The organism is Pseudomonas sp. Irchel s3h9 (assembly GCF_900187475.1).
In the GTDB taxonomy this organism is placed as follows: domain Bacteria; phylum Pseudomonadota; class Gammaproteobacteria; order Pseudomonadales; family Pseudomonadaceae; genus Aquipseudomonas; species Aquipseudomonas neuropathica.
In genome coordinates, this window is the sequence record NZ_FYDH01000016.1 from 127,020 (window position 1) to 153,289 (window position 26,270).

The window sequence follows — 26,270 nt, forward strand, 5'->3', positions numbered from 1 at the left end:
CGGGATCGGCATGACCTCTCAGCGTACCCGCGAGCGGCTGATCCAGCGCCTGTACGAAGAGGGCGTGTCCAACGCCAAGGTGCTGGAAGTGATCCGGCGTACGCCGCGTCATCTGTTCGTCGATGAAGCGCTGGCACACCGTGCTTATGAAGACACGGCGCTGCCGATCGGCAATAACCAGACGATTTCCCAGCCTTATATGGTGGCGCGCATGAGCGAGCTGCTGCTGGAGGCGGGCCCACTGGATAAGGTGCTGGAGATCGGCACCGGTTCCGGTTACCAGACGGCGGTGTTGTCACAACTGGTTGAGCGGGTGTTCTCGGTTGAGCGCATCAAGGTACTGCAGGATCGCGCCAAGGAACGTTTGGTTGAACTTAACCTGCGCAACGTGGTGTTCCGCTGGGGCGATGGTTGGGAAGGGTGGCCGGCGCTGGCACCTTATAACGGTATTATCGTCACCGCCGTGGCCACGGATGTACCGCAAGCCTTGCTTGACCAACTAGCTCCGGGCGGACGCATGGTGATTCCGGTGGGCTCCGGGGAAGTGCAGCAATTGTTGCTGATCGTGCGTGAGGAAAACGGCTTTTCCCGGCATGTTCTCGGGGCTGTCCGTTTTGTGCCGTTGCTCAATGGGCCACTGGCCTGAGCATTTGTTTGCGTGCGCTGAATTCCTTTCGTTCGCTTGTGTCTTACTTCGGCGACGATGGTTTAAACGCAGCAGATTGTCAGCTGGCAAACGTGTGCGTGAAGCGATTTCGCTTCATTAAAGGTAAAGCCGATCCGGCCCGTTATACTTGCGACACCTCATGCCGAAATCCGGCATTCCACATTTTTCAGCCACCACAAAGGGAGCGGCGGGTGAGTCTCACAGTCATTGCGCAGCGTATGGGTAACACGAGCTTTCAGCGCCTGGTGACTGGCCTCGTCTTGAGCACCTTGCTGGTCGGTTGCTCCAGCACCAAATCGAGCAATGTGCGGGTGGTCGATCGCAACAACGCGGTGGCCCAGCGTCCTACGGTGACGACCGGACAATATGTAGTCCGTCCGGGCGATACGATGTTTTCGATCGCATTTCGCTACGGCTGGGACTACAAAGCCCTCGCTGCCCGGAACAATATTCCTACGCCGTATACGATCCATCCGGGTCAGACAATTCGCTTTGACGGCCGCACCGGTTCAACGCCGACGGCGGTGGTGAGCAACAGCAGTTCTTCACCTTCTTCGTCGAGTAAAACCACGGTAATCCGGCGCCAGGCAAATGGCACCACTACCACTACAACCACCGGTTCTACGGGGGCTGTACCGTCCGTCGCCAACAAGCAAGCGCCCGCGCCGTTGCCTCCGGCAGGCCCAGCCCCGACCGGCTGGGGATGGCCATCTAATGGCATTCTGATTGGAAAATTCTCTTCAAACGGTAGTTTGAATAAAGGAATTGATATCGCCGGAGATTTGGGACAGCCTGTTTTAGCTGCGTCTGATGGGACGGTGGTATACGCCGGGAGTGGCTTAAGGGGCTACGGCGAATTAGTCATCATCAAACACAGCGAAACCTACGTCAGTGCCTACGGACATAACCGCAGGCTGTTGGTTCGGGAGGGACAGCAGGTCAAGGTCGGACAGACAATTGCCGAAATGGGGTCAACGGGTACAGACCGGGTGAAACTGCATTTTGAGATTCGCCGCCAAGGTAAACCTGTAGATCCGCTGCAGTTCCTGCCAAGACGTTGATTTGTAAGCCAGCCTGTTCCGTCGCGTAGAGGGGACAGGCTCCAGCGCTGCCAAGGATAAAGGCGTCGCTTGAGCTTGGGGTCGAACTCACCAAAGGACTATAACAATGGCTCTCAGTAAAGAAGTGCCGGAGTTTGACATCGACGATGAGGTTCTCCTTATGGAGACCGGCATCGATTCGGAATCTTCGATGTCGAATGATGAAGGGGCTGCTCCACCTTCCGTTCGTTCCAAATCCAAACACTCCGCTTCACTTAAACAACATAAGTACATCGACTACACGCGTGCACTTGATGCCACGCAGTTGTATCTCAACGAAATCGGCTTTTCCCCACTGCTCTCTCCGGAAGAAGAAGTTCATTTTGCGCGACTGTCGCAAAGTGGCGATCCGGCCGGACGCAAGCGCATGATTGAAAGTAACCTGCGGCTGGTGGTCAAAATCGCCCGGCGTTACGTCAATCGGGGGCTGTCGCTGCTGGATCTGATCGAAGAGGGCAACCTCGGATTGATCCGGGCGGTGGAAAAGTTCGATCCCGAGCGCGGCTTCCGCTTCTCGACCTACGCGACCTGGTGGATTCGTCAGACCATCGAGCGCGCGATCATGAATCAGACCCGGACCATCCGGTTGCCGATCCATGTGGTCAAGGAGCTCAACGTGTACCTGCGGGCTGCACGGGAGCTGACGCAGAAGCTCGACCACGAACCTTCACCCGAAGAAATTGCCAACCTGCTGGAAAAACCGGTGGGCGAGGTCAAGCGCATGCTTGGCCTGAACGAGCGGGTTTCTTCGGTCGACGTCTCGCTGGGTCCGGATTCGGATAAAACCCTGCTGGACACCCTTACCGACGATCGTCCGACCGATCCTTGTGAATTGCTGCAGGATGACGACCTGTCGCAGAGCATCGATCAATGGCTGTCGGAGTTGACCGACAAGCAGCGCGAGGTGGTCGTACGCCGCTTCGGCCTGCGCGGCCATGAGAGCAGCACGCTGGAAGATGTAGGCCTGGAGATCGGCCTGACCCGGGAACGGGTGCGGCAGATCCAGGTAGAAGGTCTCAAGCGCCTTCGTGAAATCCTCGAGAAGAATGGCCTGTCGAGCGAGTCGCTGTTCCAGTAAGCGCCTTCCACGCGTGCCCGCAAGAAGCCCCGACTGGTTCGGGGTTTTTTGTTGACCTGAGTTTGCTGGCAATCCAGCACCACCCTGCGCATTGCCGGACGTATGGTTGGCATTTCCATCGTTTGTAGTCTCGCGGTGTAAGCCTTGGCTTACTCTTTCGTAAGTGTTCACTATCTTTACGCGGGAGCAGACGTCGATTGCTCTAGATGGCTAACTCTAACTTATTGAATTTTATATATATTTTTTAATGTGAAGTGCTTATTACAGCGCTCTTTCGCTCCTGCGGCCGATTGCTCTTGGCAGGGAACTCTTTAGTATCTGGGTTGTGTCGACGGACAGACACGCCCTTCAAGGAAGAGGGGAACGGACATCGCAGGACGCGATTCATCAGGACGATGAAAAGGAATACAGGGAATAGGGAAAAAATGTGGGCGGGTCATACCGCCCCTTTTTTCGCCTGCAGAATAGTAGAACCCGCAAAAAGCAAAAAGGCCCGCAAGGGGCCTTTTATTGAACGCGCGACAGATCAGCGTTCGAGGTCTTTGATCTTGCCTTTGACGCCATCCCACTCTTCGGCATCCGGCAGCGATTCTTTCTTCTCGGTGATGTTCGGCCAGATTTCAGCCAGCTCAACGTTGAGTTGAATGAATTCCTGCATCTCTTCCGGAACTTCGTCCTCGGAGAAAATGGCTACGGCCGGGCATTCCGGTTCGCACAGGGCGCAGTCGATGCACTCATCCGGGTGAATCACCAGGAAGTTCGGGCCTTCGTAAAAGCAGTCCACCGGACACACTTCTACGCAGTCGGTGTACTTGCACTTGATGCAGTTGTCGGTGACGACGAAGGTCATTTCTAATTTTCTCCTCAGGCGGCGGCAGCGTTGCCCCTTCACGGTTGGGGTCGCCAGGTTCGGGAGCGATACCTGCTGGCCAGGCTATTAGCCAGCAGCATCCCAAACCGCGCGAGATTCTAACAGCTTGAAGCCGTTTGCGTTATATCCGCTTCTTCAGTGCTTATATCCGGTTCTTCAGTGCATAGAGCATTTCGAGCGCACGACGCGGGCTCAGGTCATCCAGATCCAGTTTAGCCAGCTCATCGAGCACCGGGTGCGGCAGGCTGGCGAACATGTCGCTTTGCTGTGGCGTCGCCGGTTTGCCCTTGGCGGCAGGTTTCGGCGCTTCATGCGGCAAAGCGGTTTCTTCCAGTCGGCTCAAATGCTCACGGGCACGCACGATCACTTCGCTTGGCACACCGGCCAGTTGCGCCACCGCCAGACCGTAGCTCTGGCTGGCAGGTCCCGGCAGCACGTGGTGCAGGAAGACGATGCGTTCGTTATGCTCGGTCGCATTGAGGTGGACGTTGGCCACCAACGGCTCGGCTTCCGGCAACACGGTCAGTTCGAAGTAGTGGGTGGCAAACAGCGTATACGCGCGCAGATGCGCCAGACGCTCGGCCGCCGCCCATGCCAGCGACAGACCGTCGAAGGTGCTGGTGCCGCGCCCGACTTCGTCCATCAGCACCAGACTGCGCTCGGTGGCGTTGTGCAGGATGTTGGCGGTTTCGCTCATCTCAACCATGAAGGTCGAACGGCCACCGGCCAGGTCATCGCTGGAACCGATTCGAGTGAAGATGCGGTCGACCAGCGACAGTTCGCAACTGGCTGCGGGCACGAAGCTGCCAATGTGAGCGAGCAACACGATCAATGCGGTTTGGCGCATGTAGGTGGATTTACCACCCATGTTCGGGCCGGTGATCACCAGCATACGGGTGTTGTCATCCAGGCTCAGGTCGTTGGCCACGAACGGCGTGGTCAGCACTTGCTCGACCACCGGGTGACGACCCTGGGAGATGCGCATGCACGGCTCGCTGACGAAGCGCGGGCAGTTCAGGTCAAGATTCAGCGCACGCTCGGCGAGGTTGCTCAACACGTCCAGTTCGGCCAGCGCGCCGGCGGTGTCCTGCAGCGGTGGCAACTGGCTGATCAGGTCTTCCAGCAGGGCTTCGTAAAGCATCTTCTCGCGCGCCAAGGCACGGCTCTTGGCAGAGAGGGCTTTGTCTTCGAACTCTTTCAGTTCCGGCGTGATGAAGCGCTCGGCGCCTTTCAGGGTTTGCCGACGGATATAGTCCGCCGGTGCCGACTCGGCCTGCTTGCTCGGCAATTCGATGAAGTAGCCGTGAATGCGGTTGTAACCGACTTTCAGGTGGCTAAGACCGGTGCGAGCTTTCTCGCGGGCTTCGAGATCGATGAGGAACTGGCCGGCGTTTTCGCTCAGTGATTGCAGCTCGTCGAGTTCGCTGTCGTAACCGGTTTTCAGCACGCCGCCGTCACGGATCACCGCCGGCGGATTGTCGATGATGGCCTTTTCCAGCAGTGCCGCCAGTTCCGGGTAGGTGCTGGTGATGGTCGCCAGACTTTGCAGGTGCGGTGCTTCCAGGTCAGTCATCGCCACTTGCAGTTCAGGCAGGGCACCGAGGGCGTCGCGCAAGCGAGCAAGGTCACGAGGACGTGCGTTGCGCAGGCCGATCCGCGCGAGAATTCGCTCGATGTCGCCGATTTCCTTGAGCTGTGGTTGCAGCTTTTCGAAACGATAGCGATCGAGCAGGCACGTGATCGAGGTCTGGCGCGCCAGCAGTACGGTCAGATCGCGCAACGGACGATTCAGCCAGCGGGTCAGCAGGCGACTGCCCATGGCGGTCTGGCAGCGATCAACCACCGATTGCAGGGTGTTATCGCGACCACCGGCCAGGTTGGTGTCGAGTTCGAGGTTGCGACGGCTTGCACCGTCCAGCACCACGGTGTCATCCAGGCGTTCGTGGCGCAGGCTGCGCAGGTGGGGCAGGGCGGTGCGCTGGGTTTCCTTGGCGTAGGCCAACAGGCAACCGGCCGCGCCGATTGCCAGGGTCAGGTTCTCGCAGCCAAAACCCTTCAGGTCTTGGGTGGAGAACTGCTGGCAAAGGCTTTTCAGTGCTGAATCACGCTCGAAATCCCACGGCGCACGACGACTGACGCCACGGCGTTTTTCCGCTGGCAGGTCTCTTGGCCAGTCATCTGGTATCAGCAGCTCCACCGGGTTGATCCGCTCCAGTTCCGCCAGCAGGTTTTCCCAGCCTTTGATTTCCGACACGCTGAAACTGCCGCTGGTGATGTCCAGCACGGCAAGGCCGAACAGACGTTCGTCACCCAGCAGGGCTGCAATCAGGTTGTCGCGGCGTTCATCAAGCAGCGCTTCATCACTGACCGTACCCGGCGTAAGGATCCGTACGACCTGCCGCTCAACCGGGCCTTTGCTGGTGGCCGGATCGCCGACCTGCTCACAAATCACCACGGACTCGCCAAGCTTCACCAGCTTCGCCAGATAGCCTTCCGCCGCGTGGTAAGGAATCCCACACATCGGAATCGCCTGCCCCGCCGACTGTCCGCGCGCGGTCAGAGTGATGTCCAGCAACTTGGCTGCCTTCTTCGCGTCTTCGTAGAAGATCTCGTAGAAGTCGCCCATGCGGTAGAACATCAGCTGATCTGGATGCTGATTCTTCAGGCGCCAGTACTGCTGCATCATCGGGGTGTGGGAGGACAGGTCTGAAATAGCTTTATTCATCAGGGGTTTAGCTTTACCGGAAAAAGTGACAAGGCAAAAACGGGGTCGTTTGCATCTACGAAATGGCGAGTGTTTGCCAGCGATGCGGCCCGTGAGTTGATTCAGTGGAGCCGAGTATGAAGTTTTTTTGAGGTGGATGCAGCAACGCACCGCCGCTTGGGTTGGCATTGTGTCCTATAGTGCCGAAAAGCTATCGAATGATCAGAATGCGTGGGTGAAGGCCAGTCGAGGAGTCAGCTTGGAACAGTCAGAGGGCATCGGCTCAGGAGCATCAGCGAGCGGTTGTTACTACGATGCGGAAAAAATGACCCTCAGCCGGTCGGGGCAGTCAGCCTTGCTAGGCAGCAATGAAGGTGACCTGCTGCTGGCCCTCATAGCCGGCGTGACCGATAAGGAGCAGCTTATCTCCCGAGTCTGGGGGGAGCGCGGGCTGGTGATTTCCGACAGCAGTTATTACAAGACCCTGCACATGCTCCGCGCGCATTTCGCTGATGTCGGGTTACCTCGGGACAGTCTCAAGACCTTGCCTCGCCGTGGCGTGGTGCTGTTATGTGAAATCCGCTTGCTCAGCCCGGAGATTCAACCCCCTGAACCCCCACTTGCGGTCGTAAGCGATGCGGCGGCAATCAGCGACGCTCCTACAGTGAAGACGTCTGCAAAGCGTTACTGGCGTTTCCTTCTGCCTGCAACGGTAGTGCCGGCGATTGCTCTTCCGGTCTTTTACGCCTATCTGGTGTTTAAAAAACCTGCCGATCTGGAGGAGTGGAAACTCATCTGGCAAGAAGGCGAAGCGAAGTTGTATGTAGAAGAAAATGAAAGAATGTCCAAAGAGGATATTGTCAAAGCGCTCAGCGAGTTTGAGCCGCCGATTATACTTACCGATATCAATTATTATGTGCGAAAGCCGCTCTCCCAATTGCTGGTAAAGTGCGTCAAGCCGGAAAGTAAGGGGGAGGCTATATGCGTAAACTATCAACTCGTTGGAAAAAAATAGTAGCACTGTTTGGCGTCTCGTCCGTCTGTATCTTCGGTGCTCTGGTTATCAAGCATTTTTATTTGATCAGTCGCGATATTCCACGCGCCCCCTGTTTCGCATCCATCGATTTTGTCCATACTCATGATCATAAAGTTCGTTGGCATGGTGTCGGTGATATGACGATCGATCCAAGGGAAGGCGCTCTTTATGTGTACTACGTCGTCAAAACCCCTGAAGGCAAAGTTTACACCTATGATCGCAAGTTCGAGATTGCATTAACCCATCTGGATACTTCCAGGTTTCTGTTCAAGACGCGTTCGATTGTAAAGTTTGACGCGGACACTGCGGGCGATGAACTTCCGTTTATGGAAAGAGGTTTTCAAGGCGGTATGGTGACGTTCAATTACTTCTCCGATGCCGAGTATTACTACAATATCAATAATCTGATCAATGGCGTATGCCACGTTCCTCGCTAGCGCAAAACCCCAGGGTGCAAGGCCTCTGGGCGACTAAGTAAGACTGAGTAAGACGTCAGTAAGGCCTCGACGCCCCCCGCGTTGTTAATGTGATTCGAGTCAAGCCAACAGCTCCTGCGACTAACGGAGAGTCAGCGCAGTGCGGCTGTTTAGTTGCCTTGAATAACATGATGATGTTTAGGCTGTTGAGGAACGTTATAAATGCTCTGGTTTTGCGTGCGCAGTTCTCATGGGATCAAGTCTCCCGCCTGGAAGCGATCGATTGCAATAAGCCGGGAAGGTGTTGTGTTTGTGCCGGCGGTTATTGCTGGAAAAGAAAAGGATGTGAGTATTTCCACATTGTTTGATCGCACTCCTGTTCTGCTGTGTTTCGATCATGTTTACGTACCAGTAGCGTGGATGGTCGAACACTATCCAACGTGCAGAGCTCGCTGTCGCGACATGATGATCGCAGCACTTTCTGGCTTACAAGAAACATTAGTTTGTCGTAATGCATGGTCTCGGGTGAGCAACTTCCGTGGCCGCGCTGGAGAAAAAAGTTATCTGGGGGTTGTCTCATGAGATCGACTCTGCTCTGGAATCTATCTCTGTTAGTTGGTGGTGTTTTGATCGTCGATAGTTCTTGGGCCGGCGCGCGAGAAAATTGTGCGCAGCGTCGCGCCGAACTTGTATTCCAAATTGAACGTGCTGATAAGGCGGACAATGTTTATCGCAAGTCCGGTCTGGAACAGGCGCTTGCCAATGTGGAGCGTTACTGTCGCGAGCCTTCTGCACAGGATGACCGTTCGAGCGCTATCGAAAAGGCCGAAGCCGAAGTACGGCGCAGACAGAACTATCTGAAGGCCGCGCGTCAGTATGGCGATGTGAAAGTCATCAAGAAACAGGAAGCGAGGCTCGAACGAGCTCAGACAAAACTGCAAAAGCTCATGGATGAGTAAAGGGGCAACCACGGCCAACAAACCGCAGCAGGTGTTCTTTTTCAACTCTGCAATTCAACGCGCTCATCAGCGACACCGGAAAATCGAATATGAAAAACATCCTTATCTTTGCTTCAGTCTTTACTTCTGCTGTGCTGATCTCTGGTTGTACCGCCACCGACTGGGTGCATGCTGCCGGTGGAATCATGGGCGCCAAGGACGATTACGACAGAAAGGCCAGAACTGATCGGCTTAAAAAAGCCAATGCTGCCGCGCGTCGCGTCAAAGGCTGACCACACGTTGGAGCCGGGCCGTTATTCAATGCAGAGTGATGGCTCGGCGATATCATTTTGCAGCTGAATTCATATTTATGCGTTAATTATGCAAATCAGCATTTGTCTTAACGAATAACTTCAAGCACTATGCGCGTTATGCAAAAACGCAACGTAGCCTCCGTCTTAAGAGCACTGCTCGACCAGCACGGGATCTCCCCCACGGAGCTCCACCGTCGCACCGGCGTGCCTCAATCAACTCTCTCGCGGATTCTCAGCGGGAAGATCGTCGATCCCTCGGATAAACACATCTCGAAGATCGCCGAGTACTTCGCCGTGAGCACCGATCAATTGCGCGGGCGCGCGGATGTCGCGCCGTCGGCCGGTGCCGCGCGTGATGACGTACACGCGGAACTCAAGGACATAATGCTGTGGGACGACGATACGCCTGTCGATGATGACGAAGTATCGGTGCCGTTCCTTCGCGAGGTTGAATTGGCTGCTGGATCAGGAAGATTCGTCATCGAAGAGAGCGAGCGCTCTAGCCTGCGCTTCGGCAAGCGCAGCCTGCGCCATAATGGTGTGCAGTTCGACCAGGCCAAATGCGTGACTGTACGCGGCAACAGCATGTTGCCGGTGTTGCGTGATGGCGCCACTGTCGGCGTGAATGCGGGCAAGTGCGGCATCGGCGACATCATTGATGGCGACCTGTACGCGATCAATCACAACGGCCAGTTACGCGTAAAGCAGCTTTACCGCTTGCCTACCGGCATTCGTCTGCGCAGCTTCAATCGCGATGAGCATCCGGACGAGGACTACAGCTTCCAGGAAATCCAGGAAGAGCAGATCGTCATCCTCGGTCACGTCTTCTGGTGGGGCATGTACGCCCGCTAACCCGACCCTTCTCAGATAAACCCGCCTCGCAGGCGGGTTTTTTTTCGCCTTGATGAAACCGCCAAACCCTTGAGTTGCGGGGCCTCCATGCATCTGCGCATTTTTCATGCATAAATAAATGCATTTGCGCATTGACTGGATATGCATACATGCATATCATTGCCACCAAGCCGCTCGACAAAGCGGCTGGCAAGAAAGCTCTTTAGTTCCACAAGAACAGGCAGCGATGAACCGGCCTCAACGGTTCAGAGGGTTGGCAACTGACCCGGGTGTGCAGCGTAAAGCACCAGAAGCAGTTATCCGGCGGGCAGGGACCGCGGTCGGAAAAACAATTTGAACGGACTCGTACCGCGCCAGTAGCGCCGAAAAGTCAGCTTCCTTCTTGAACACAGGATTTGAAGGAAGGCGAAGGAGCGCATTACTGAAAAGCCCGGCACTGGTGCCGGGCTTTTTGGAATGCCTACCCGGGCAGGAACTGAGAGGCCGAAACGTCGGCATTCAATAAGGATGATGAATATGAAGAAGTACGTACGTGTTGTTGCGGGCAAAGTCGACAACATTTTTGAAACTGCTAACCCGATCACCGATGAGTTTCCGGCGGATCAAGTTTGGGTGGATGTCAGCGCACTGCCCAAGATCGACTATTCCTGGAACGCGGTGAACACCGACGGCGTCTGGACATTTACCGACAGCGATATGTACGGCCAGCCGTCCTTGCTGGCTATGCAATTGCGTATCGCGAGAACAAATCGTCTTGATAAAGCCAACACCACTCTGGCGACGTCGGCCTTGGTGCAAAAGGTTGAGCTGGGGCTGGCCACGCCGGCTGAGGAAGCTGCGCTACTGGAATACAAGCAGTTCTTCATTGCGCTGAGCAACGTCAACAAACAGCCGGGCTACCCGCTGACTGTTACCTGGCCTGAAGTTCCATAAACAGCGATTGCTGCACCGCTTTCGAAATTCGCAGTGCATCGCTGAAAAGCCCGGTGGATAACCGGGCCTCTTCAACGATGCCTGCCCGATATTAACTCAGCGCGTAAAGCCAACAGTCGCGATGAGTGCCCGCAGGAGAAACTATGAACCGCTATGCCTTTGTTCGATTCAACTATTCCAAAGCCTTCAACAAAGTTCTGGTGATTGTCGACGCTGTAGAGAAGCCTACGGCCATGCCAGTAGAAGCACAGTTGTCGAATGGTTTTTGGGTGGATATCACAGCAAACCCGGCAGTCCAGGTGGGATGGAAGGGGGCGACGACAAACTTCGTTGATTGGGAGTTCAGTGAACCCACCTATCAAGAGCTCGAAAAGGATGTGGCGCAAGAAGCGCTGGAGCTTCTGTCTGCTGCTGGCCAGTGGCTGATGTCGAATTCTCTGCATTACAAGGTCGACCTGGATGTTGCCACCCCTGAAGAACAAGCGCTGTTGCTCGCCTACAAACAGTACTGCGTGGGTCTCAGCGACATGAAGAAACAATCCGGCTATCCGTCCACCGTCAACTGGCCGGTGGCACCGTTCTGATTCGATCATCACCTTCATGGCCTCTATCGAGAGCGCATTACTGAAAAGCCCGGCCCTGCGCCGGGCTTTTTGGAATGCCTACCTCAAGAGAAAACGATTGAACCCTACACACACCATTCATCCAACACTCCCGGAGGCGTGACATGACAAACGAGCAACAAGCGTTGGCGGACATGCCGATCTGGCTGGTCATCCTGCTCGCAGTGGTAGGCGGGGTCTCCGGCGAAATGTGGCGTGCGGACAAGGAGGGCGCCCGCGGCTGGCCGCTTATGCGGCGTCTGGCCTTGCGCTCTGGCGCCTGCATGATCTGCGGCGTGTCGGCAATCATGCTGCTGTACGCCGCTGGCATGTCGATTTGGGCCGCTGGCGCCTTCGGCTGTCTCACCGCAATGGCCGGGGCCGATGTGGCCATCGGTCTGTACGAACGCTGGGCCGCCAAGCGCATCGGCGTCTGCGAAGTCCCACCCCGCGACCAGCCTTAACCTCGAATGTGATTCGTGCCGCCCTTTGGGCGGCAGGGCTGCGCGTGGACGATTGAAAAGGAGGTCATGTATGCCCACACCGATCCAGCAGCCGTCGCAACTGTTCACAGCCATCGCGACGACGCTGCGCAACACTGCCGGGCTCAACATCAATGTCGGCAATCACGATGATTTCACTGCACCGGGCGATCAGGCTTGGGTGTTGATCGACTTCGACCGAAATGCATCAGGACAGCGTGCCGCAGATGGGCGTATCGCTCATGTCCTGACATTGTCGCTGCAAGTTGTTCCGGCGCTATCGGCCAGTGCCTTTGCCGCCTGCGATCTGATCGCTGTACTGAAGAATCTGATTACCGACAATCGCTGGAGCCTGCCGGGCGATCAATGCGATCTGCCGATGAACATGGATGGTTTGCCGTCCATGCTCATTCGCGCCGACCAGCAATTCAAAGCCTGGACCCTGACGTTCAACCAGACCCTCTACCTCGGCCCGACCTTGCTCGACGACCCGCTGGGCACACCGAAATTCGCCCGCACCTGGGAAGTCAGCAACATCGACGATCCAGACCAATACACCGCGCTGGAGGCCTGACCGATGTTCGACGCGTTATTGCGCATGCAACTGGGTCCTATCATCGAACGCCTGGCCGAAATGGAAGCGGAAATCGACGACCTGCACCGCCGCGCTGAAAGCTTCTGCCGCATCGGCATTTGCCAGACAGTCGATGCGGCGAGCAATACCTGCCAGGTCAGCCACGGTGGCTTGCTCACGCCAGCGATCAAGTTTTTCAACCCCAGCGCCGGCGCACAGAGTGAGTCGCGGATTCCGACCGTGGGTGAGCAGTGTCTGCTGTTCAACTACGGCAGCGGCGAAAGTGGCGCACAAAGTGTCGCCCTGTTCGGCCTGAACGGTGATCGCTTTCCACCCGTTTCGACTGTCCCCACGCTGACGCGGCGGGTTCATGTCGACGGCAGCGAAAGCGGCTACGACTATGCCACGCACACCCTCCACTGGCAAAACGGCCCAACGGCTTTCAGCGGTTCTCGCGAGTCGCTGGAACTGAGCATCGGCCCGGCGCGACTGGCGATGACGCCACAACTGATCACCCTGCAACTGGGTGCCGTCGGCATGACCATCGACCCTTCGGGCGTGCACTTCAGCGGTCCATTGGTCGATCACCAGGGCCGTGTCATCAGCCCATGATTCAAGAGCCTCCACATGATCGGAATCGATAGAGACAGCGGGGCCACGGTCGACGACTGGCTGCAATTTGTGCAGCGCGCGACCCGGGCCCTGACCACACCGCTGGGCACCCGGCAAAAACGCCCGTTGTACGGATCGTTGATCCCCACGCTGCTGGGGCAGAACCTCGGTGACGACGTTCTGCTGTTGGCCCAGAGCCACGCCGCGCAAGCGTTCTACAACAAGCAAAACGGTATCGATGATTTTCAGCCACAAGTGATCGTCGCCAGCCGCCAGGGCGCGGGTCTGCTGCTGCGCTTCGCCGGCACCTGGAAAAACCGTCAACAAACCTTCGAGGTCGTGACATGAGCATGTTGATCCCCGGCCAGAACCAATTGGCCGAACCCGCGCTGATCACCGTTGAAGCCTTTGAAGACTTGCTCGCCGAGTTCAAGACTTTTGTCGTCGAATACGTCGGGGCGCGTTCGCCGGACAGTGCTGCGAAACTCAGGACCAGTCTCGAGAACGAAAGCGAACTGCTGACCCTGGCGCTGGAAGCTTTCTGCGTCCGACTGCAAACCCACGAGCGCAAATACAACGCTCGCATCAAACAGATGCTGGCGTGGTGGGCGACGGGCAGCAATCTCGATGCGCGGCTGGCAGACATGGGGCTTGAGCGGCAGCTGCTCGACCCGGGCGATCCCGCAGCATTTCCACCGGTGCCGGCGATCTACGAAAGCGACGACGACGCCCGCCTGCGTTATTACCTGGCGCCGCATGCGCCGGCAGCAGGTTCGCGGATGCAGTATCGCCGCGAAGTTTTCACCCTCGGCGAGCGTCCGACGGTGCAAGTCGAATCCACCGAGGCGGGTGTGGTGAATGTCACTTACACCTTCAACCCGGACGGCCTCGCTGCGCAGGTCAAGGATGGCAACGGGCGTCGCACGGCACCTGGCGAAGTGCAGGTCACTGTGCTGTCCCGCGACGGCGATGGCACGCCTTCCCAGGCATTGCTTGAAGGCGTTCGTCAGCACTTTGCACGACCGGACGTGCGACCGGAAACCGACCTCGTCACCGTCAAGGCTGCCGACATTCAGCGCTACAAGATTCGCGTCGTCGCCAAGATCAATTCCGGCCCTGATTCGGGCCTGACCAAAGTCGCCGCTCAGCAGCAATTGCAAGCTTACGCCGACAGCTGTCATCGCCTTGAAGGCCGGGTCGATCCAAGCTGGATCGACTACACGCTGCACAGCGCCGGCGCTGTGCAATTGCAGATTCTCGAGCCGCTGACACCGATCGTGACGACAGCGTTTCAAGCGCCGTACTGCACCGCAGTCGAAGTCGAGGTGCTGACGCTATGAGTGAGCAAACTCAGCGTCCGACGCTGCTGCCTGCCAACAGCTCGGCACTCGAACGAGGTCTGGATCTGGGCTTCGGCGCACTGCTTGACCGCATCGCGCCGCCGTTCCCGGAACTGATGAACCCAGCAGAAACACCAGTCGCCTTTCTGCCGTATCTGGCAGCGGATCGCGGTGTTGCTGAATGGAGCACCGCCGCACCGGAAGCTGAAAAGCGCCTGACCGTTGAACTGGCCTGGCCCACCGCGCGTCAGGCCGGTACCCGCAAGGCGCTGGAAAACGCCGCCAAGGGTTTGCAATTAAGACCCGAGATCCGCGCCTGGTACGAACAGACACCGCCCGGTGCGCCGTACAGCTTTTCCGTACGAGCTTTTAGCGACCAGCCCTACAGCGAAGAAATCGACGCCCGTCTCGACCGACGCCTGGCGGATGCCAAGAGCGAACGGGATGTGTTGACGGTCTCGGTCGGCTTGAGCGCTTTCGGCAATCACGTCATCGGTGCCGCGACTTTTTGCGGAGAGCTGACCACGATTTATCCGGTGTTCATCGAAGGCCTCGAAACCTCGGGAGAGGCATTCATGGCCGCCGGCATGTACACCGTCGAAACATCCACTATTTATCCTCAGGGGGCCTGAATGGCTGACTATTACACCCTGCTCACCAACGCAGGGATTGCCTACGAAACGGCATGCAAGGCCGCAGGCACGCCGATCAAGCTGACGCAGATTTCCGTCGGCGACGGCGGCGGCACGGTCTACAACCCGGCCGCGACCGCCACCGCGCTGAAACGCGAAGTCTGGCGTGGGCCGCTCAATGCGCTGTTCCAGGACGAGAAGAATCCGAGCTGGCTGCTCGCCGAAGTCACCATTCCGCCGGATGTCGGTGGTTGGTATGTGCGAGAAGCGGGGCTGTGGACTGACACCGGGATTCTCTACGCCATCGTCAAATATCCGGAGTCGTTTAAACCGGTTCTGGCCACGTCGGGTTCGGGTAAAGAGTTTTACATTCGCTCGATTTTCGAGACGAGCAATGCGTCGCTGGTGACGTTGCTGATCGACGACACCGTGGTCAAAGCCACGCGTGCCTGGGTCATGAGTTATCTGGCCGAAGAACTCGGCAAGCTGGATGGTAAGCAGTCGGTGCGTGTTGCTGCATCCAGCAACATTGTGTTGAACGGTGCGCAGCAAATTGACGGTGTCGCAGTGATTGCTGGCGACCGCGTGCTTGTTGCGAACCAGACCCTGGCCAAGGATAACGGCCTGTGGATTGTCGCCAATGGCGACTGGGTACGGGCGACCGATGCCAACAGTAACGCCAAGGTCACGCCGGGCCTGACAGTCATGGTCGAGGAGGGCACAGCAAATGGAGATTCGTTGTGGCACCTGACCACCAATGCGCCGATCACCCTCGGCACCACGGCGCTGACGTTCAAGATGCTCGCTGGGCGCACCGGGATTGCTGCCGGGACTTACAAGAGTCTGACCGTTGACGAATATGGCCGTGCGACTGCGGGTGCCAACCCCAATACGTTGGCGGGGTTCGGGATCACTGATGCCCTTGGAATCAACGCAACGGCAGTCGCGTCTCGAAAGCTTGAAACACCTCGGAGTATTTCCGTCTCCGGCGCGGCGAGCGGTAGCGCGTCGTTTGACGGATCGGCAAATGCCAGCATATCCATAGCGTTTGCCGACTCAGGCGCTGCTGCCGGTACTTACACAAAGGTTACCGTTAACACCAAAGGTTTGGTGACAGGGGGAGCAGCACTTTCCGCGACAGACATCCCGTTCCTTGACTGGTCGAAAATCGGCTCCGGCAAGCCGGCTACTCTCGCGGGTTACGGGATAACCGATGCCTACACCACAGCGGGTACCCAGGGCCTCGTCAATCAGGCCATTGCCGACTTCTCGACAACTAAAAACCTGGCCGCTCCGGCTTTTCTGAACGGGTTCTACGACGCGAACACTTCGCGCTATTGGACGGCTAACGGCAACTTGTATGTCTCAATCGACTTTGCCCGTGGAACCGCGATTGGTGGTCAATCAACTCTTTTGTGTGTTCTACCGCCCGGAGCAAGGCCTCGATTCAGGTGTTGTGGTACCGGGGATTGGGTTACGTCGTCACCTTTGGCGTTTGGTTACCTCTCCTGGTCACTTGAAACCAACGGGAACCTCAGTATCGACCTGTCAGTGGGGGCGTCGGCTGGAGCTAGCGCCTACCAAGCTCAAATTCACCTCTGCACTCAACTAGCGTGAAGGCAAGCCATGTATTACATCCTGGATTCAAAAGGCGGATTTCTCTACTCAGACGCCAGTAATAAAAATTACTCTGACTGGACGCTCATTCCACTTCCCCAGCCTTGCTGGAACCCGCGATTTACCGGAGCACGAGACAAGGAAACTGGGGAATGGACTGGCATGTGGGTGCAGGACGGAGAGCCAGTGCCAACCGCCGACGAGATTTGTTTGCGGATAGACACCTATGCTGACGAAATTCGGCGGCTCGTTGCCGGCGACCCATTGCGTGCAGTTGAGTATGAACGTGCTACTGCTGAGGCTCAGCAGTTCAAGGATGATGGCTATCCGGGTGATGCAGTGCCGCGCACGGTTGCTGCTTGGGCGATCACGGGTCGAACGCCACGTGAAGCCGCCGACAGTATGCTGGCTGAGGCCAGCCAATATGTGCAGGTGTTAAACTTTATCCGCGAGAATCGCCTGCAGGCGAAGGAGCAGATCAAACAGAAGATCGCAACGGGGGCCACTATAGAGGCCAAGCAGATTGCTGATGAAGCAATCATTGCGATTCAAGCAGCGGCGGCCGACGTTAGACCCGCAATAGGTTAACCATGAACTCCTGGTGGTCTATTCACGGGCCATCCTAGATAGCGCAGCGCTCCAATAAATGCCCTGAATCCGGGGTGTTTTTTTTTCCCTAAAAAGCACTCAACACCCGCCAAAGCCCCTCCCCACGAGGGGCTTTCCCGTTTATGGAGAAACGAAAAATGGCAACCCGCCAAACCTACACCGTGCTCGTCCCATTCCCCACCGGCGGTGGGCACTGGTCGAGCGTCGGTCAAGACCTTGATCTGCTCGACGTCGAAGCCAGTGCCCTGCACTTCGCCGGTCGACTGGAACTGAAAACCCCCTCCACCCAGGCCAAAAAGGCCGCTGCCAAGAAGGCTGACTGACTATGGCTGAGGTTCTGAACTTCGAGCACAACGGCATTACCGTCAATGCCACCGAATCCCCCGAGGCCATGGGTGGCCTGGGTGACAACGTCATCGGTCTTGTCGGCACTGCGCCGAAAGCCGATCCGCTGATTCCGCGTAACGCACCGTTCCGCATCAACAGCTTCACCACCCACGCGCTGCTCGATCCGACCGGTTCGGAAGAGGGCACCCTGTATCACGCGGTTTACCAGATCCTCAAAGTGGTCAAGGTGCCGGTCTACGTGGTGATCGTCGAAGCGGGCGCAACCCCGGCTGACACCGTTAACGCGGTGATCGGCGGTGTTGATCCACTGACCGGTCGCAAGCTCGGTCTGGCCGCGCTGGGCAGTGTCCCGGAAGACCTGACCATCATCGGTGCGCCGGGCTTCACCGGCACCAAAGCGGTGGCCAGCGAGTTCGCTTCGTTCGGCAAGCGCATCAAGGCCCGTGTGGTGCTGGACGGCAAGGACGCTTCGGTCGCCGATCAAGTGCTGTACAGCCAGGAACTCGGCGGCGCCGACCTCGGTTTCGACCGTTGCCTGGTGGTGCACAACATGCCGGCCGTGTACTCGAAAGCGGCGAAGAAAAACGTCTTCCTGTCGCCTTCCAGCCTGGCGATTGCCGCGCTGGCCAAGGTCAAGCAGTGGGAGAGCCCGGGCAACCAGGTGACCTACGCCGAAGACGTTTCGCGGGTCGTTGAATACAACATCCTCGACACCTCCACCGAAGGCGATCTGCTCAACCGCTACGGCGTCAGCTACTACGCCCGCACCGTGCTCGGCGGCTTCTCGCTGCTGGGTAACCGCTCGATCACCGGCAAGTTCATCAGCTACGTCGGCCTTGAAGATGCGATCAGCCGCAAGCTGGTCAAGGCCGGCCAGAAAGCCATGGCGAAAAACCTCACCAAATCCTTCATGGATCAAGAGGTCAAGCGCATCAACGACTGGCTGCAAACCCTGGTCGCCGACGAAACCATTCCTGGCGGCAGCGTTTATCTGCACCCGGAACTCAACAGCGTCGAGAAGTACAAGAACGGCACCTGGTACGTGGTTATCGACTACGGCCGCTACGCGCCGAACGAACACATGGTTTATCAACTCAACGCCCGCGATGAAATCATCGAGCAGTTCCTGGAGGACGTTCTCTAATGTTTACCAACCGCGTAAGACAGGCCATCGCGGCCACCCTGCAAGGCCTGCCGTTGTCGGCAACCGTTGAAGAATTCACCCCGCCGAAGATCGAATTCGATGTGGAAGAAATGCGTGGCGGCCGCTTCATCGTCGAAGAAATGGCCAAGGGCGGCAAAGCGCTCAACGCTAAGCTGACCCTGCAAGGCCTCGGCGCCGAAGTCATGCTCGCACTGGGTGTGAAGCTGGGCGACGACATCCTGCTGAACGTGCGTGAAGCCGGTCAGGATCAGGATGGCAACACCTGGTTCACCTATCACACCGTCGGCGGCAAGCTGAAATCCCTCGAAGAAACCGCAGTGAAAATGGGTGAAAAACCCAAGACCAATCTGGAGCTGTCCTGCCGCACCTACAACCGCCTGGAAAACGGCGTGCCGGTGATCGACATCGACGTGCGTACCCAGAAGTTCGTGCTCAACGGCGTCGACATCCTCGGTGATGCGCGGCGTGCGGTGTTGATGCCGTAACCCGTTACACCGCAAAACCTGTGGGAGCGAGCCTGCTCGCGAAGAGGCCATCACATTCGCTACCTATATGACTGTAAGACCGCTTTCGCGAGCAGGCTCGCTCCCACATTGAGCCAGGTTGACTGGCCCCTTTGCGCAACACCCCCTCAAGAATCACCAAGGAATTCATACATGTCGTGGATGCCACCCCAGCATGACCTGTTGTCGCCGATCACTGGCGATGATGGTTCGCAGATCAACCAGATCCAGCTCAAACCGCTGTTCTACGCCGCACAGAAAGAAGCGCTGGAACGCGCCGGCGATGACGAAGATGATCAGTTCTTCGAACTGGCACTCCTCGCCACCGGCCTGTCGGTCAAGGAACTCGACCAGCTCAAGCGCCCGGACTACGTGAGCATCGCCCAGTACGTGCACGAGATGTCGACCCGACCGGCGTCGTACTTTCTGGAGCAGGTCGAAGACGCGCAAAAGTCTGACGATCCCGATCAGGTGCAACTGCTGCAACCGCTCGCCGTGACCGGCCGCACCGTGACTTCGCTGAGCCTGGAAATGCCGGCCCTGCGGGCAACCAAAGTGATGAAGAAACTGAAAACGGCCAAGGAACGCGCCGAGTTCATCACCGCCCATTGCACCGGCCTGATGATCCCCGATCTGGCCCTGATGACCGTCCCGGACTGGACGCAATTGCAGGTGCGCATCGACGATTTTTTAAACCAGCCGGCGGCCTACTTTCGGAACGCGACATCGAAGTAATCCTCGATATCGTCCCGCTCATTTACCCGGTAAGTGAGGCGGAGATTCTGGAATGGGACGCCGAAAAGGCGTTGCGCCGCTACGACATAGCGATCACTCGCCTTGGCGTAAAACAGGAGTAGAGCGGCAATGGCAGAGAGTAAATATGCGCCGATAAATGCCGGTGAAAGCGGCGTTGCGGCTGCCGGCAATATCAGTTTGAACATGGCAGCAGTGAGCTCCGGTACAGGAGCGATCGGCCGCGAGCAGATTTCCAGCCTGAGTCAGGCGCTCATCACTGCGAGTATCAAGATCGGCTCGCTGACGGCCGCGATCGACTCATTGAGGCTGGCGTTGTCCAGCCTGCGTTCGATTTCGCTGAACAACAATGCGAAGAGCGGGTCGACCCGCGAACCTACTACGCCGGGTGAGGCCAGTGAGCGGGCCAAGGTGCCTGAGAGTCTCAAGCCAGCGATTGACTTGTACACGGCTGCTGCCGAGTTGGGCATCGCCGCGCAACTGCCGCCAAAGCAGACCAACGAAATGGCGCTGTCGAGCCTGATCATAGCCACTAAGCCATTGGTTGCCGCGGGCGGCACCAGCGGTCAAGAGTTGCTCAAGGCCGCTACGCTGGCGGCTGACGCAGGGGTTGGCAATGAGCTGACGAATGCGGCGGACAAACCCTTTGAATTGCTCAACTTTGCTGGCGACGCTGCGATCGTTGCATCAGCCTTCAAAGTCCCGGCTGTGGAAGTCGCCGAAATGATGGCGGTGTGGCGCACTTCGATGAAGCTCACTCGCGACCAGGCGTTTGACCTTGCGGATGCGACAAACCAGCTCGGCAAAATACCGGGTGGTGCCAAACCGGCAGACATCGGTGCCGTTCTCAAACAGTCGGGTGATGCGGCCATTGCGGTAGGCATGCAACCCGAGCAAGCCGCCGCGCTGTCCGCAGCCTTGCTCAACAGCGGGACGAAAAAAGACGATGCCGGCGACGCGTTGAAGCGCATTTCCCACGCGCTGGACAAGGGGGACAACGCGTCCGCCACCGAGCGTGGCGCCTGGAAGCAACTGGGGCTGGATCCCGCGGCCGTGACCGCGGCGATGCATGACCCGGACAAGCAAAGTGCACAGGGAGCGGTACTGTCGGTGCTGGCTGCGCTGAACGCCCAACCGGCCGAGCAACGCGCCCAGTTGGCGCAGACACTCTTTGCCGATGGCGGTAATGCGGTGCAGTTGCTGTCGCAGAACCTTGGCGACGTCAATCAGGCCTTCTCGCAAGTGAAGGACAAAGACCAATACGCGACGTCGAAGGTCGGTGATCAGAGTTCGGTGCGCCAGTCTGCACTGGCGCTCTCCAATACCCCGCAAGGACAGTGGAACGCTCAGAATGCGCGAAGCGATCGGTTGACCATCGCCAGCGCCAATGCCGTGGCGCCCTCTCCAGAGGCGCTAAGTGTTGCCGGTGCCAGCCTCGACAGAATGAGTGAATTCGCCGAGGCCCATCCGACGACGGCTGCGGTGATCATCACTGTCGGCACGGCCTTGAAAAAGATATTCGATGTGCTGTTGGACACCGCTGTCGAGGAGGGGAAAGAGCGGCTGGGCAAACGGATACCCGGTGGCGCGCCGGGCAATCCTCCCGATCTTTCATCTACCGGCGATTCTGCAGTGCAGCTTCCAACGGATGCGCCGGTGGTGGAGATCGCCAGTCTGGCGCCCGCGACTGCCAGGGAAATGGACATCGGCGAACCCTCCTCCTTGCTCAATACGCCGCGCCTGGGGCCTCCGAGCGTTGCCATGGAAACGATTGCCCAGGTTGCTCCAGCTTCGGACAAAGTTGCGGGAGCCGCATTGAGTGATCGGCTCGTGTTCTTCGCTCCCGACACCCTCTCCGCGCCCGGCCAGGTCAGCAAGGATCTGGCGAGCGCCCAGGCCGCCAACCAGCATGTCACTTACGCACCTTCGGTTCAGGTGTACTGCAGTGATCCGGGTAGTTCGGAAAACATCGGATTGCTGGTGACACAGCACCTGCGAAGCCAGTTCGACAGCCAATTCACACCGCTGATGACCAACAACCCTCTCGCCACCCGCCGTGACGCAGCTCTGACCGATGGAGTCGCCTGATGAAACAACAAATGGCATTGGGCAGTTTCATCTTTGGCCTCTCGCGCCAGTTTGCGTACCACTCGTTGTTGCGCAAGTCCGATGGCGGCTGGACAGAAATACAGATTCTCACTAGCAAACCCAAATCCAGTCAGACCGGGCAGAAGCCGGAAACCCTGACCATCACCGGCAAGTCGATGTACGCCGTGGCCATGGATCGGCTGGATGAATTGCGCGCCTTACAGGCACTGCGCATACCGCTGCCATTGATTGACGGCATCGGTCGCAATTGGGGCTTGTGGCGGATCAACAGCGTTCAGGAAACCCAGACCCAGATCATCGATGACGGTACGGCGATGGTGGTCGATTGGGTCATCGAATTGGCGGAGTTCAACAATGCGTAAGGTACGAAGCGTGGCCGGTGATTCGGTGAATCTGCTGCTCTACCGCGAAACGGGGCGCAGCGATGATGTGGCTGAAGAAGCGCTGTGGAAACTTAATCCGACGCTGGCCGAGCATGGTCCGATCCTGCCTGCGGGCATCTGGATCGCACTGCCTGAACTCGACAGCAAACCCGCCGCAATCAAACCGCTCACAGCCTGGGATTAAGGAGGTCGCATGACACTGGGTTTTACCCCGGCGGTAGAAATCTACGGCGCCCATGCGGCCCTGCTCAATCAGCGTCTGATCAGTTGGGAACATATCGATGCCGCGGGCATCGAGTCGGACCAACTGACGTTGACGGTGGACCTTGAAGGTCTCGACGGTTTGCCGAGTCTCGGTGGCCGAATCGGCCTGAAAGTCGGTTACCTGGAATCGGGCATGGTCGACAAAGGCCAATTCAAAGTCACTCGCCTGACGCCGACGCTGTTCCCGTTCCGCCTGACATTGGTAGCCACTGCGGCGCCATTCAGCAAGGATGATGAAACCGGCTTCAAGCAGCGACGTACCGCCAGTCACGGGCCAACGACGCTGGGTGGATTGTTTCGCGAGCTGGTATTGCGACACGGCTTTTCACCGCGGGTCGCTCCCGATGTGTCGTTGATCCGTATCGAGCACATTGATCAGACCAACGAAACCGACATGGGCTTTCTGACTCGATTGGCGATGAAGTACAACGTGGTCGCCAAACCGTACGATCAGATTTACGTGCTGGCGCGGTCCGGCCAGACCAAATCGTTGTCGGGGCAGACGCTGGCGGATGTGACCTTGTCGGTGACCCGCAACAACCGCCCCGGCGATCATGCCTTTATCAGCGCCACTCTGGAAGAATCCGCCCGCGAGCAGGCCAAAGGCTGCAAGACCTGTTTTGTCGATGCGGCGACAGGCGTGTTGCGCTGGGTCGAAACCGGGCTTGCGCCGTTCAAGACCATCCGCCAGAAGCAACCCAACGAAGCGGATGCCATCGCCGTCGGCGAGGGTGAAGTGCGCAAGATGCTCCGGCAAAAGTTCAAGGTGAAGATCACCTGCCCGGGCGATCCACGGTTGGCGGCCGAAGGCCTGGTGCTGCTCGATGACACCTGGCCGGACTTCATGCGCGGACGCTGGTCGATCGACAGGGTCACCGCCAGTGGCAATCGAGAGAACAGCTATCGCTGCCTGATCGATGCGTCGTGCCTCGACCCCAAAGCCGAGTCCAAAGACTGACCCACGAGCCACCCTGTAGGAGTGAGCCTGCTCGCGATAGCGGTGCCACATTCAAAACCAACGCGCCTGACACACCGCTATCGCGAGCAGGCTCACTCCTACAGGGGCCTGCGGTAACTCCCACTATTTTGGAACACCCCCATGAAGATCACCCCGATCCTCACGCAATTGCGTGGGCAATGCCCTGGCTTTGCCAATCACATTTCGGTGGGTGTCGATCTGGCGCTGCTACAAGGCAACCCGGATCTGCCGACACCTTCGGCCCACATGCTGCCACTGGCCGACTTGGCGAGTGAAAGCACCACCCAAAACCTCACCACTCAACCGATCCGCGACCGCTTCGAAATCGTCCTGGTGCTTGACGCCACCGACGCTACAAAAGCGCTGGATCTGTTGCACGACCTGCGCGCCGAGTTGTGGCGCGCGCTGGTCGGTTTCAAACCAGATTCGACCTACAGCGCCATCGTTTACGACGGCGGCGAGATGGTCTCGATCAACAGCAGCCGCGCCTTTTACCGGCTGCGCTTTTTTGCCGAGTTCCAGCTTGGCCGCAATCTGCCGAGTCAGCCTGCGGAGAGTTGGCACGAACGTGAACTGGACGGTTTGTCGTCCTTTACCGGGGCCACCGTGCGGGTCGATGCGATCGACCCGGCCGACCCCAACCTGAAACGCCCGGGCCCCGATGGGCGCGTGGAAATGACTTTCTCTGGAGACGTAACCCCATGAGCAATCGCATCACCGTACTGCCGGCCGCTGGCCGTGTCGTACCGGACCCGGAGGCCGGCGATCTGCTGCCGCTCGAAGGCCGTGAAGTGCTGGACAGCGCCTGGTGGCGCCGACGTCTGGCCGACGGCGATATCACCCTCAAAACCGCACCAGCCAAACAAAAGGGAGCCAAATAATGGCGATCGGATTCAGCAACATCCCCGCGGACATTCGTGTACCGCTGTTCTATGCCGAAATGGACAACTCGGCCGCCAATAGCGCGAGTTCGACCCTGCGTCGTCTGATCGTCGCTCAGGTCAACGACAACATCGCGCCGACGGAAGTCGGCAAACTGGTGCTGGTGTCCAGCGTTGCGCTGGCCAAGAGCATCGGCGGCCAAGGCTCGATGCTCGCCTCGATGTACGAGACCTTCCGCAAGGCCGACCCGATCGGTGAGATCTGGTGCCTGCCGCTGCACAACACCGAAGGCGCGATCGCCAAAGGCGTGCTGACCCTGACCGGCACCGCCACTCAGGCCGGCGTGCTCAATCTGTATGTCGGCGGCGTGCGTGTGCAAGCCACCGTGGTCAACGGTGCCACCGCTGCCCAAGCGGCCACCGCCCTGGCGCAAAAAATCAACGCCACCGCCGACCTGCCGGTCAGCGCTGCCGCTGCCGAAGGTGTGGTCACCCTGAACGCCAAATGGACTGGCGACAGCGGCAACGACATCAGCTTGCAATTCAATCGCCTGGGCAAGAGCAACGGCGAAGAAACCCCGGCTGGCCTGACCACTGCAGTCACTGCCATGACCGGCGGTGCCGGTGTGCCGGATCAGGTTGAAGCCATTGCCGCGCTGGGTGACGAGCCGTTCGAATTCATCGCACTGCCATGGTCCGATCTGTCGACCCTCAACACCTGGCAAGCGGTCATGGATGACAGCACCGGTCGCTGGTCGTGGGCCAAACAACTGTTCGGTCACGTCTACAGCGCCAAGCGCGGCACCGTCGGTACTCTGGTTGCCGCCGGCCAGGCACGCAATGACCAGCACATGACCATTCAGGCGCTGGAGCCGGGCGTACCGCAACCGTTTTGGGTGCAAGCGGCGGCACTGGCTGCACGCACCGCGGTGTTCATCTCCGCCGACGCCAGCCGTCCGACCCAAAGCGGCAGCCTGCCGGGTGTCGACCCGGCACCGGCGAGTGAGCGCTTCACCCTGACCGAGCGTCAGTCGCTGCTCAACTACGGCATCGCCACCGCGTACTACGAAGGCGGCTACGTGCGCATCCAGCGCTCGATTACCACTTACCAGAAAAACGCTTACGGTCAGGCCGACAACTCCTACCTGGACAGCGAAACCATGCACCAGTCGGCGTTCATCGTGCGCCGTCTGCAAAGCGTGATCACCAGCAAGTACGGCCGGCACAAACTGGCCTCCGACGGCACCCGCTTCGGCGCCGGCCAGCCAATCGTGACGCCAGCGACCATTCGCGGCGAGCTGATCGCGCAGTACGCCAAGCTCGAACTGGAAGGTCACGTCGAGAACGCCGAGCTGTTCGCCGAGCACCTGATCGTCGAGCGCGACGTGCAGGACCCGAGCCGCGTGAACGTGCTGTTCCCGCCGGATTACATCAACGGTCTGCGCGTGTTCGCACTGCTCAACCAGTTCCGTCTGCAGTACGACGACGCGGCTTGATCGCCGCGTTTG

The 26,270-nt window shown here is 58.3% G+C and carries 32 protein-coding genes; 30 read left to right on the forward strand and 2 right to left on the reverse strand.

The window, feature by feature from the left end; all coding sequences use genetic code 11:
• The first annotated feature begins 10 nt into the window (after positions 1–10).
• The 3 genes from CKW26_RS24025 (at position 11) to rpoS (ending at position 2,845) form a co-directional block, all read left to right on the forward strand.
• Positions 11–646 carry a protein-L-isoaspartate(D-aspartate) O-methyltransferase gene (locus CKW26_RS24025; RefSeq protein ID WP_171057346.1) on the forward strand — a complete coding sequence of 212 codons (636 nt, stop codon included), beginning with the start codon at positions 11–13 and terminating at the stop codon, positions 644–646.
• 212 nt (positions 647–858) lie between these two features.
• On the forward strand, positions 859–1,728 hold the full coding sequence (locus CKW26_RS24030) for a peptidoglycan DD-metalloendopeptidase family protein (protein WP_093436549.1): 870 nt from the start codon (positions 859–861) through the stop codon (positions 1,726–1,728).
• 106 nt (positions 1,729–1,834) lie between these two features.
• Positions 1,835–2,845 carry an RNA polymerase sigma factor RpoS gene (gene rpoS / locus CKW26_RS24035; RefSeq protein ID WP_038357938.1) on the forward strand — a complete coding sequence of 337 codons (1,011 nt, stop codon included), beginning with the start codon at positions 1,835–1,837 and terminating at the stop codon, positions 2,843–2,845.
• A gap of 526 nt (positions 2,846–3,371) precedes the next feature.
• Here rpoS and fdxA read toward each other — a convergent pair.
• Both fdxA and mutS read right to left on the reverse strand, forming a co-directional pair.
• Positions 3,372–3,695, reverse strand: a complete 324-nt coding sequence (fdxA, locus tag CKW26_RS24040) for a ferredoxin FdxA (RefSeq protein WP_007908827.1) — start codon at positions 3,693–3,695, stop codon at positions 3,372–3,374.
• A gap of 163 nt (positions 3,696–3,858) precedes the next feature.
• Positions 3,859–6,429, reverse strand: coding sequence for a DNA mismatch repair protein MutS (gene mutS, locus CKW26_RS24045; RefSeq protein ID WP_176471349.1), 2,571 nt, complete (start codon positions 6,427–6,429; stop codon positions 3,859–3,861).
• Between the two features lie 250 nt (positions 6,430–6,679).
• Between mutS and CKW26_RS24050 the strand changes: the two genes are divergently transcribed.
• The 27 genes from CKW26_RS24050 (at position 6,680) to CKW26_RS24175 (ending at position 26,258) form a co-directional block, all read left to right on the forward strand.
• A complete protein-coding gene (locus CKW26_RS24050) occupies positions 6,680–7,435 on the forward strand; it encodes a DNA-binding protein (RefSeq protein WP_095050450.1) in 756 nt (251 codons plus the stop codon).
• Positions 7,402–7,893, forward strand: coding sequence for a hypothetical protein (locus CKW26_RS24055; protein ID WP_095050412.1), 492 nt, complete (start codon positions 7,402–7,404; stop codon positions 7,891–7,893). Before CKW26_RS24050 ends, CKW26_RS24055 begins: the two co-directional genes overlap by 34 nt.
• A gap of 201 nt (positions 7,894–8,094) precedes the next feature.
• Positions 8,095–8,454 carry a hypothetical protein gene (locus CKW26_RS29825; RefSeq protein WP_141231881.1) on the forward strand — a complete coding sequence of 120 codons (360 nt, stop codon included), beginning with the start codon at positions 8,095–8,097 and terminating at the stop codon, positions 8,452–8,454.
• Positions 8,451–8,831 (forward strand): DUF1090 domain-containing protein, encoded by a 381-nt coding sequence (locus CKW26_RS24060; RefSeq protein WP_095050413.1) that lies wholly within the window; start codon positions 8,451–8,453, stop codon positions 8,829–8,831. The genes CKW26_RS29825 and CKW26_RS24060 overlap by 4 nt, the downstream gene beginning before the upstream one ends.
• An 89-nt stretch (positions 8,832–8,920) precedes the next feature.
• Positions 8,921–9,103, forward strand: a complete 183-nt coding sequence (locus CKW26_RS24065; RefSeq protein WP_007908822.1) for a hypothetical protein — start codon at positions 8,921–8,923, stop codon at positions 9,101–9,103.
• Between the two features lie 138 nt (positions 9,104–9,241).
• Positions 9,242–9,976, forward strand: coding sequence for an XRE family transcriptional regulator (locus CKW26_RS24070; RefSeq protein ID WP_007908821.1), 735 nt, complete (start codon positions 9,242–9,244; stop codon positions 9,974–9,976).
• Positions 9,977–10,492: 516 nt separating this feature from the next.
• Positions 10,493–10,909 (forward strand): tail fiber assembly protein, encoded by a 417-nt coding sequence (locus tag CKW26_RS24075; protein WP_095050414.1) that lies wholly within the window; start codon positions 10,493–10,495, stop codon positions 10,907–10,909.
• Between the two features lie 143 nt (positions 10,910–11,052).
• Entirely contained in the window at positions 11,053–11,493 is a 441-nt protein-coding gene (locus CKW26_RS24080; protein WP_095050415.1) for a tail fiber assembly protein, read from the forward strand.
• Positions 11,494–11,636: 143 nt separating this feature from the next.
• On the forward strand, positions 11,637–11,975 hold the full coding sequence (locus CKW26_RS24085; protein ID WP_095050416.1) for a phage holin family protein: 339 nt from the start codon (positions 11,637–11,639) through the stop codon (positions 11,973–11,975).
• A 70-nt stretch (positions 11,976–12,045) separates the two neighbouring features.
• Positions 12,046–12,567, forward strand: a complete 522-nt coding sequence (locus CKW26_RS24090) for a hypothetical protein (RefSeq protein ID WP_095050417.1) — start codon at positions 12,046–12,048, stop codon at positions 12,565–12,567.
• A 3-nt stretch (positions 12,568–12,570) separates the two neighbouring features.
• Complete coding sequence (locus CKW26_RS24095) at positions 12,571–13,179, forward strand: phage baseplate assembly protein V (protein ID WP_095050418.1); 609 nt, start codon at positions 12,571–12,573, stop codon at positions 13,177–13,179.
• Between the two features lie 15 nt (positions 13,180–13,194).
• Positions 13,195–13,527 carry a phage baseplate protein gene (locus tag CKW26_RS24100; RefSeq protein WP_016985063.1) on the forward strand — a complete coding sequence of 111 codons (333 nt, stop codon included), beginning with the start codon at positions 13,195–13,197 and terminating at the stop codon, positions 13,525–13,527.
• The gene (locus tag CKW26_RS24105; RefSeq protein WP_095050419.1) at positions 13,524–14,519 is read left to right on the forward strand and encodes a baseplate J/gp47 family protein; all 996 of its coding nucleotides are present in this window, start codon (positions 13,524–13,526) and stop codon (positions 14,517–14,519) included. The genes CKW26_RS24100 and CKW26_RS24105 overlap by 4 nt, the downstream gene beginning before the upstream one ends.
• The gene (locus CKW26_RS24110; protein ID WP_095050420.1) at positions 14,516–15,151 is read left to right on the forward strand and encodes a phage tail protein I; all 636 of its coding nucleotides are present in this window, start codon (positions 14,516–14,518) and stop codon (positions 15,149–15,151) included. The genes CKW26_RS24105 and CKW26_RS24110 overlap by 4 nt, the downstream gene beginning before the upstream one ends.
• Positions 15,152–16,768: a phage tail protein gene (locus CKW26_RS30305; RefSeq protein WP_256579958.1), complete on the forward strand. Its 1,617-nt coding sequence runs from the start codon at positions 15,152–15,154 to the stop codon at positions 16,766–16,768.
• A 9-nt stretch (positions 16,769–16,777) separates the two neighbouring features.
• Positions 16,778–17,356, forward strand: a complete 579-nt coding sequence (locus CKW26_RS24120) for a hypothetical protein (RefSeq protein ID WP_141231882.1) — start codon at positions 16,778–16,780, stop codon at positions 17,354–17,356.
• A 158-nt stretch (positions 17,357–17,514) separates the two neighbouring features.
• Positions 17,515–17,700: a hypothetical protein gene (locus CKW26_RS24125; protein ID WP_095050422.1), complete on the forward strand. Its 186-nt coding sequence runs from the start codon at positions 17,515–17,517 to the stop codon at positions 17,698–17,700.
• 2 nt (positions 17,701–17,702) lie between these two features.
• Positions 17,703–18,869 (forward strand): hypothetical protein, encoded by a 1,167-nt coding sequence (locus CKW26_RS24130; RefSeq protein ID WP_064120771.1) that lies wholly within the window; start codon positions 17,703–17,705, stop codon positions 18,867–18,869.
• The gene (locus CKW26_RS24135; protein ID WP_016985055.1) at positions 18,869–19,375 is read left to right on the forward strand and encodes a phage major tail tube protein; all 507 of its coding nucleotides are present in this window, start codon (positions 18,869–18,871) and stop codon (positions 19,373–19,375) included. Before CKW26_RS24130 ends, CKW26_RS24135 begins: the two co-directional genes overlap by 1 nt.
• Positions 19,376–19,546: 171 nt before the next feature.
• A complete protein-coding gene (locus CKW26_RS24140; protein WP_095050423.1) occupies positions 19,547–20,128 on the forward strand; it encodes a phage tail assembly protein in 582 nt (193 codons plus the stop codon).
• Positions 20,129–20,257: 129 nt separating this feature from the next.
• Positions 20,258–22,234, forward strand: a complete 1,977-nt coding sequence (locus CKW26_RS24145) for a phage tail tape measure protein (protein ID WP_095050424.1) — start codon at positions 20,258–20,260, stop codon at positions 22,232–22,234.
• On the forward strand, positions 22,234–22,617 hold the full coding sequence (locus tag CKW26_RS24150) for a phage tail protein (RefSeq protein WP_095050425.1): 384 nt from the start codon (positions 22,234–22,236) through the stop codon (positions 22,615–22,617). Before CKW26_RS24145 ends, CKW26_RS24150 begins: the two co-directional genes overlap by 1 nt.
• Positions 22,610–22,822: a tail protein X gene (locus CKW26_RS24155; RefSeq protein ID WP_095050426.1), complete on the forward strand. Its 213-nt coding sequence runs from the start codon at positions 22,610–22,612 to the stop codon at positions 22,820–22,822. Before CKW26_RS24150 ends, CKW26_RS24155 begins: the two co-directional genes overlap by 8 nt.
• Before the next feature lie 9 nt (positions 22,823–22,831).
• Positions 22,832–23,860 (forward strand): phage tail protein, encoded by a 1,029-nt coding sequence (locus tag CKW26_RS24160; protein WP_095050427.1) that lies wholly within the window; start codon positions 22,832–22,834, stop codon positions 23,858–23,860.
• A gap of 141 nt (positions 23,861–24,001) precedes the next feature.
• On the forward strand, positions 24,002–24,586 hold the full coding sequence (locus CKW26_RS24165; RefSeq protein ID WP_095050428.1) for a hypothetical protein: 585 nt from the start codon (positions 24,002–24,004) through the stop codon (positions 24,584–24,586).
• Positions 24,583–24,762: a DUF2635 domain-containing protein gene (locus CKW26_RS24170; protein WP_034154909.1), complete on the forward strand. Its 180-nt coding sequence runs from the start codon at positions 24,583–24,585 to the stop codon at positions 24,760–24,762. The genes CKW26_RS24165 and CKW26_RS24170 overlap by 4 nt, the downstream gene beginning before the upstream one ends.
• Positions 24,762–26,258, forward strand: coding sequence for a phage tail sheath subtilisin-like domain-containing protein (locus CKW26_RS24175; protein WP_095050429.1), 1,497 nt, complete (start codon positions 24,762–24,764; stop codon positions 26,256–26,258). Before CKW26_RS24170 ends, CKW26_RS24175 begins: the two co-directional genes overlap by 1 nt.
• The last annotated feature ends 12 nt before the right edge of the window (positions 26,259–26,270 follow it).

Excerpts from the sequence above, each read along its gene's own strand:
- fdxA (WP_007908827.1), bottom strand. The coding sequence starts at position 3,695 with ATGACCTTCGTCGTCACCGACAACTGCATCAAGTGCAAGTACACCGAC.
- CKW26_RS24085 (WP_095050416.1), top strand. The coding sequence starts at position 11,637 with ATGACAAACGAGCAACAAGCGTTGGCGGACATGCCGATCTGGCTGGTC.
- CKW26_RS24055 (WP_095050412.1), top strand. The coding sequence starts at position 7,402 with ATGCGTAAACTATCAACTCGTTGGAAAAAAATAGTAGCACTGTTTGGC.
- CKW26_RS24090 (WP_095050417.1), top strand. The coding sequence starts at position 12,046 with ATGCCCACACCGATCCAGCAGCCGTCGCAACTGTTCACAGCCATCGCG.
- CKW26_RS24130 (WP_064120771.1), top strand. The coding sequence starts at position 17,703 with ATGGCTGAGGTTCTGAACTTCGAGCACAACGGCATTACCGTCAATGCC.
- CKW26_RS24080 (WP_095050415.1), top strand. The coding sequence starts at position 11,053 with ATGAACCGCTATGCCTTTGTTCGATTCAACTATTCCAAAGCCTTCAAC.
- CKW26_RS24060 (WP_095050413.1), top strand. The coding sequence starts at position 8,451 with ATGAGATCGACTCTGCTCTGGAATCTATCTCTGTTAGTTGGTGGTGTT.
- rpoS (WP_038357938.1), top strand. The coding sequence starts at position 1,835 with ATGGCTCTCAGTAAAGAAGTGCCGGAGTTTGACATCGACGATGAGGTT.
- CKW26_RS24065 (WP_007908822.1), top strand. The coding sequence starts at position 8,921 with ATGAAAAACATCCTTATCTTTGCTTCAGTCTTTACTTCTGCTGTGCTG.
- CKW26_RS24075 (WP_095050414.1), top strand. The coding sequence starts at position 10,493 with ATGAAGAAGTACGTACGTGTTGTTGCGGGCAAAGTCGACAACATTTTT.
- CKW26_RS24170 (WP_034154909.1), top strand. The coding sequence starts at position 24,583 with ATGAGCAATCGCATCACCGTACTGCCGGCCGCTGGCCGTGTCGTACCG.
- CKW26_RS24165 (WP_095050428.1), top strand. The coding sequence starts at position 24,002 with ATGAAGATCACCCCGATCCTCACGCAATTGCGTGGGCAATGCCCTGGC.
- CKW26_RS24135 (WP_016985055.1), top strand. The coding sequence starts at position 18,869 with ATGTTTACCAACCGCGTAAGACAGGCCATCGCGGCCACCCTGCAAGGC.
- CKW26_RS24155 (WP_095050426.1), top strand. The coding sequence starts at position 22,610 with ATGCGTAAGGTACGAAGCGTGGCCGGTGATTCGGTGAATCTGCTGCTC.
- CKW26_RS24070 (WP_007908821.1), top strand. The coding sequence starts at position 9,242 with ATGCAAAAACGCAACGTAGCCTCCGTCTTAAGAGCACTGCTCGACCAG.
- CKW26_RS24110 (WP_095050420.1), top strand. The coding sequence starts at position 14,516 with ATGAGTGAGCAAACTCAGCGTCCGACGCTGCTGCCTGCCAACAGCTCG.
- CKW26_RS30305 (WP_256579958.1), top strand. The coding sequence starts at position 15,152 with ATGGCTGACTATTACACCCTGCTCACCAACGCAGGGATTGCCTACGAA.
- CKW26_RS24095 (WP_095050418.1), top strand. The coding sequence starts at position 12,571 with ATGTTCGACGCGTTATTGCGCATGCAACTGGGTCCTATCATCGAACGC.
- CKW26_RS24160 (WP_095050427.1), top strand. The coding sequence starts at position 22,832 with ATGACACTGGGTTTTACCCCGGCGGTAGAAATCTACGGCGCCCATGCG.
- CKW26_RS24175 (WP_095050429.1), top strand. The coding sequence starts at position 24,762 with ATGGCGATCGGATTCAGCAACATCCCCGCGGACATTCGTGTACCGCTG.
- CKW26_RS24145 (WP_095050424.1), top strand. The coding sequence starts at position 20,258 with ATGGCAGAGAGTAAATATGCGCCGATAAATGCCGGTGAAAGCGGCGTT.
- CKW26_RS24105 (WP_095050419.1), top strand. The coding sequence starts at position 13,524 with ATGAGCATGTTGATCCCCGGCCAGAACCAATTGGCCGAACCCGCGCTG.
- CKW26_RS24140 (WP_095050423.1), top strand. The coding sequence starts at position 19,547 with ATGTCGTGGATGCCACCCCAGCATGACCTGTTGTCGCCGATCACTGGC.
- CKW26_RS24025 (WP_171057346.1), top strand. The coding sequence starts at position 11 with ATGACCTCTCAGCGTACCCGCGAGCGGCTGATCCAGCGCCTGTACGAA.
- CKW26_RS24120 (WP_141231882.1), top strand. The coding sequence starts at position 16,778 with ATGTATTACATCCTGGATTCAAAAGGCGGATTTCTCTACTCAGACGCC.
- CKW26_RS24125 (WP_095050422.1), top strand. The coding sequence starts at position 17,515 with ATGGCAACCCGCCAAACCTACACCGTGCTCGTCCCATTCCCCACCGGC.
- CKW26_RS29825 (WP_141231881.1), top strand. The coding sequence starts at position 8,095 with ATGCTCTGGTTTTGCGTGCGCAGTTCTCATGGGATCAAGTCTCCCGCC.
- CKW26_RS24100 (WP_016985063.1), top strand. The coding sequence starts at position 13,195 with ATGATCGGAATCGATAGAGACAGCGGGGCCACGGTCGACGACTGGCTG.
- CKW26_RS24150 (WP_095050425.1), top strand. The coding sequence starts at position 22,234 with ATGAAACAACAAATGGCATTGGGCAGTTTCATCTTTGGCCTCTCGCGC.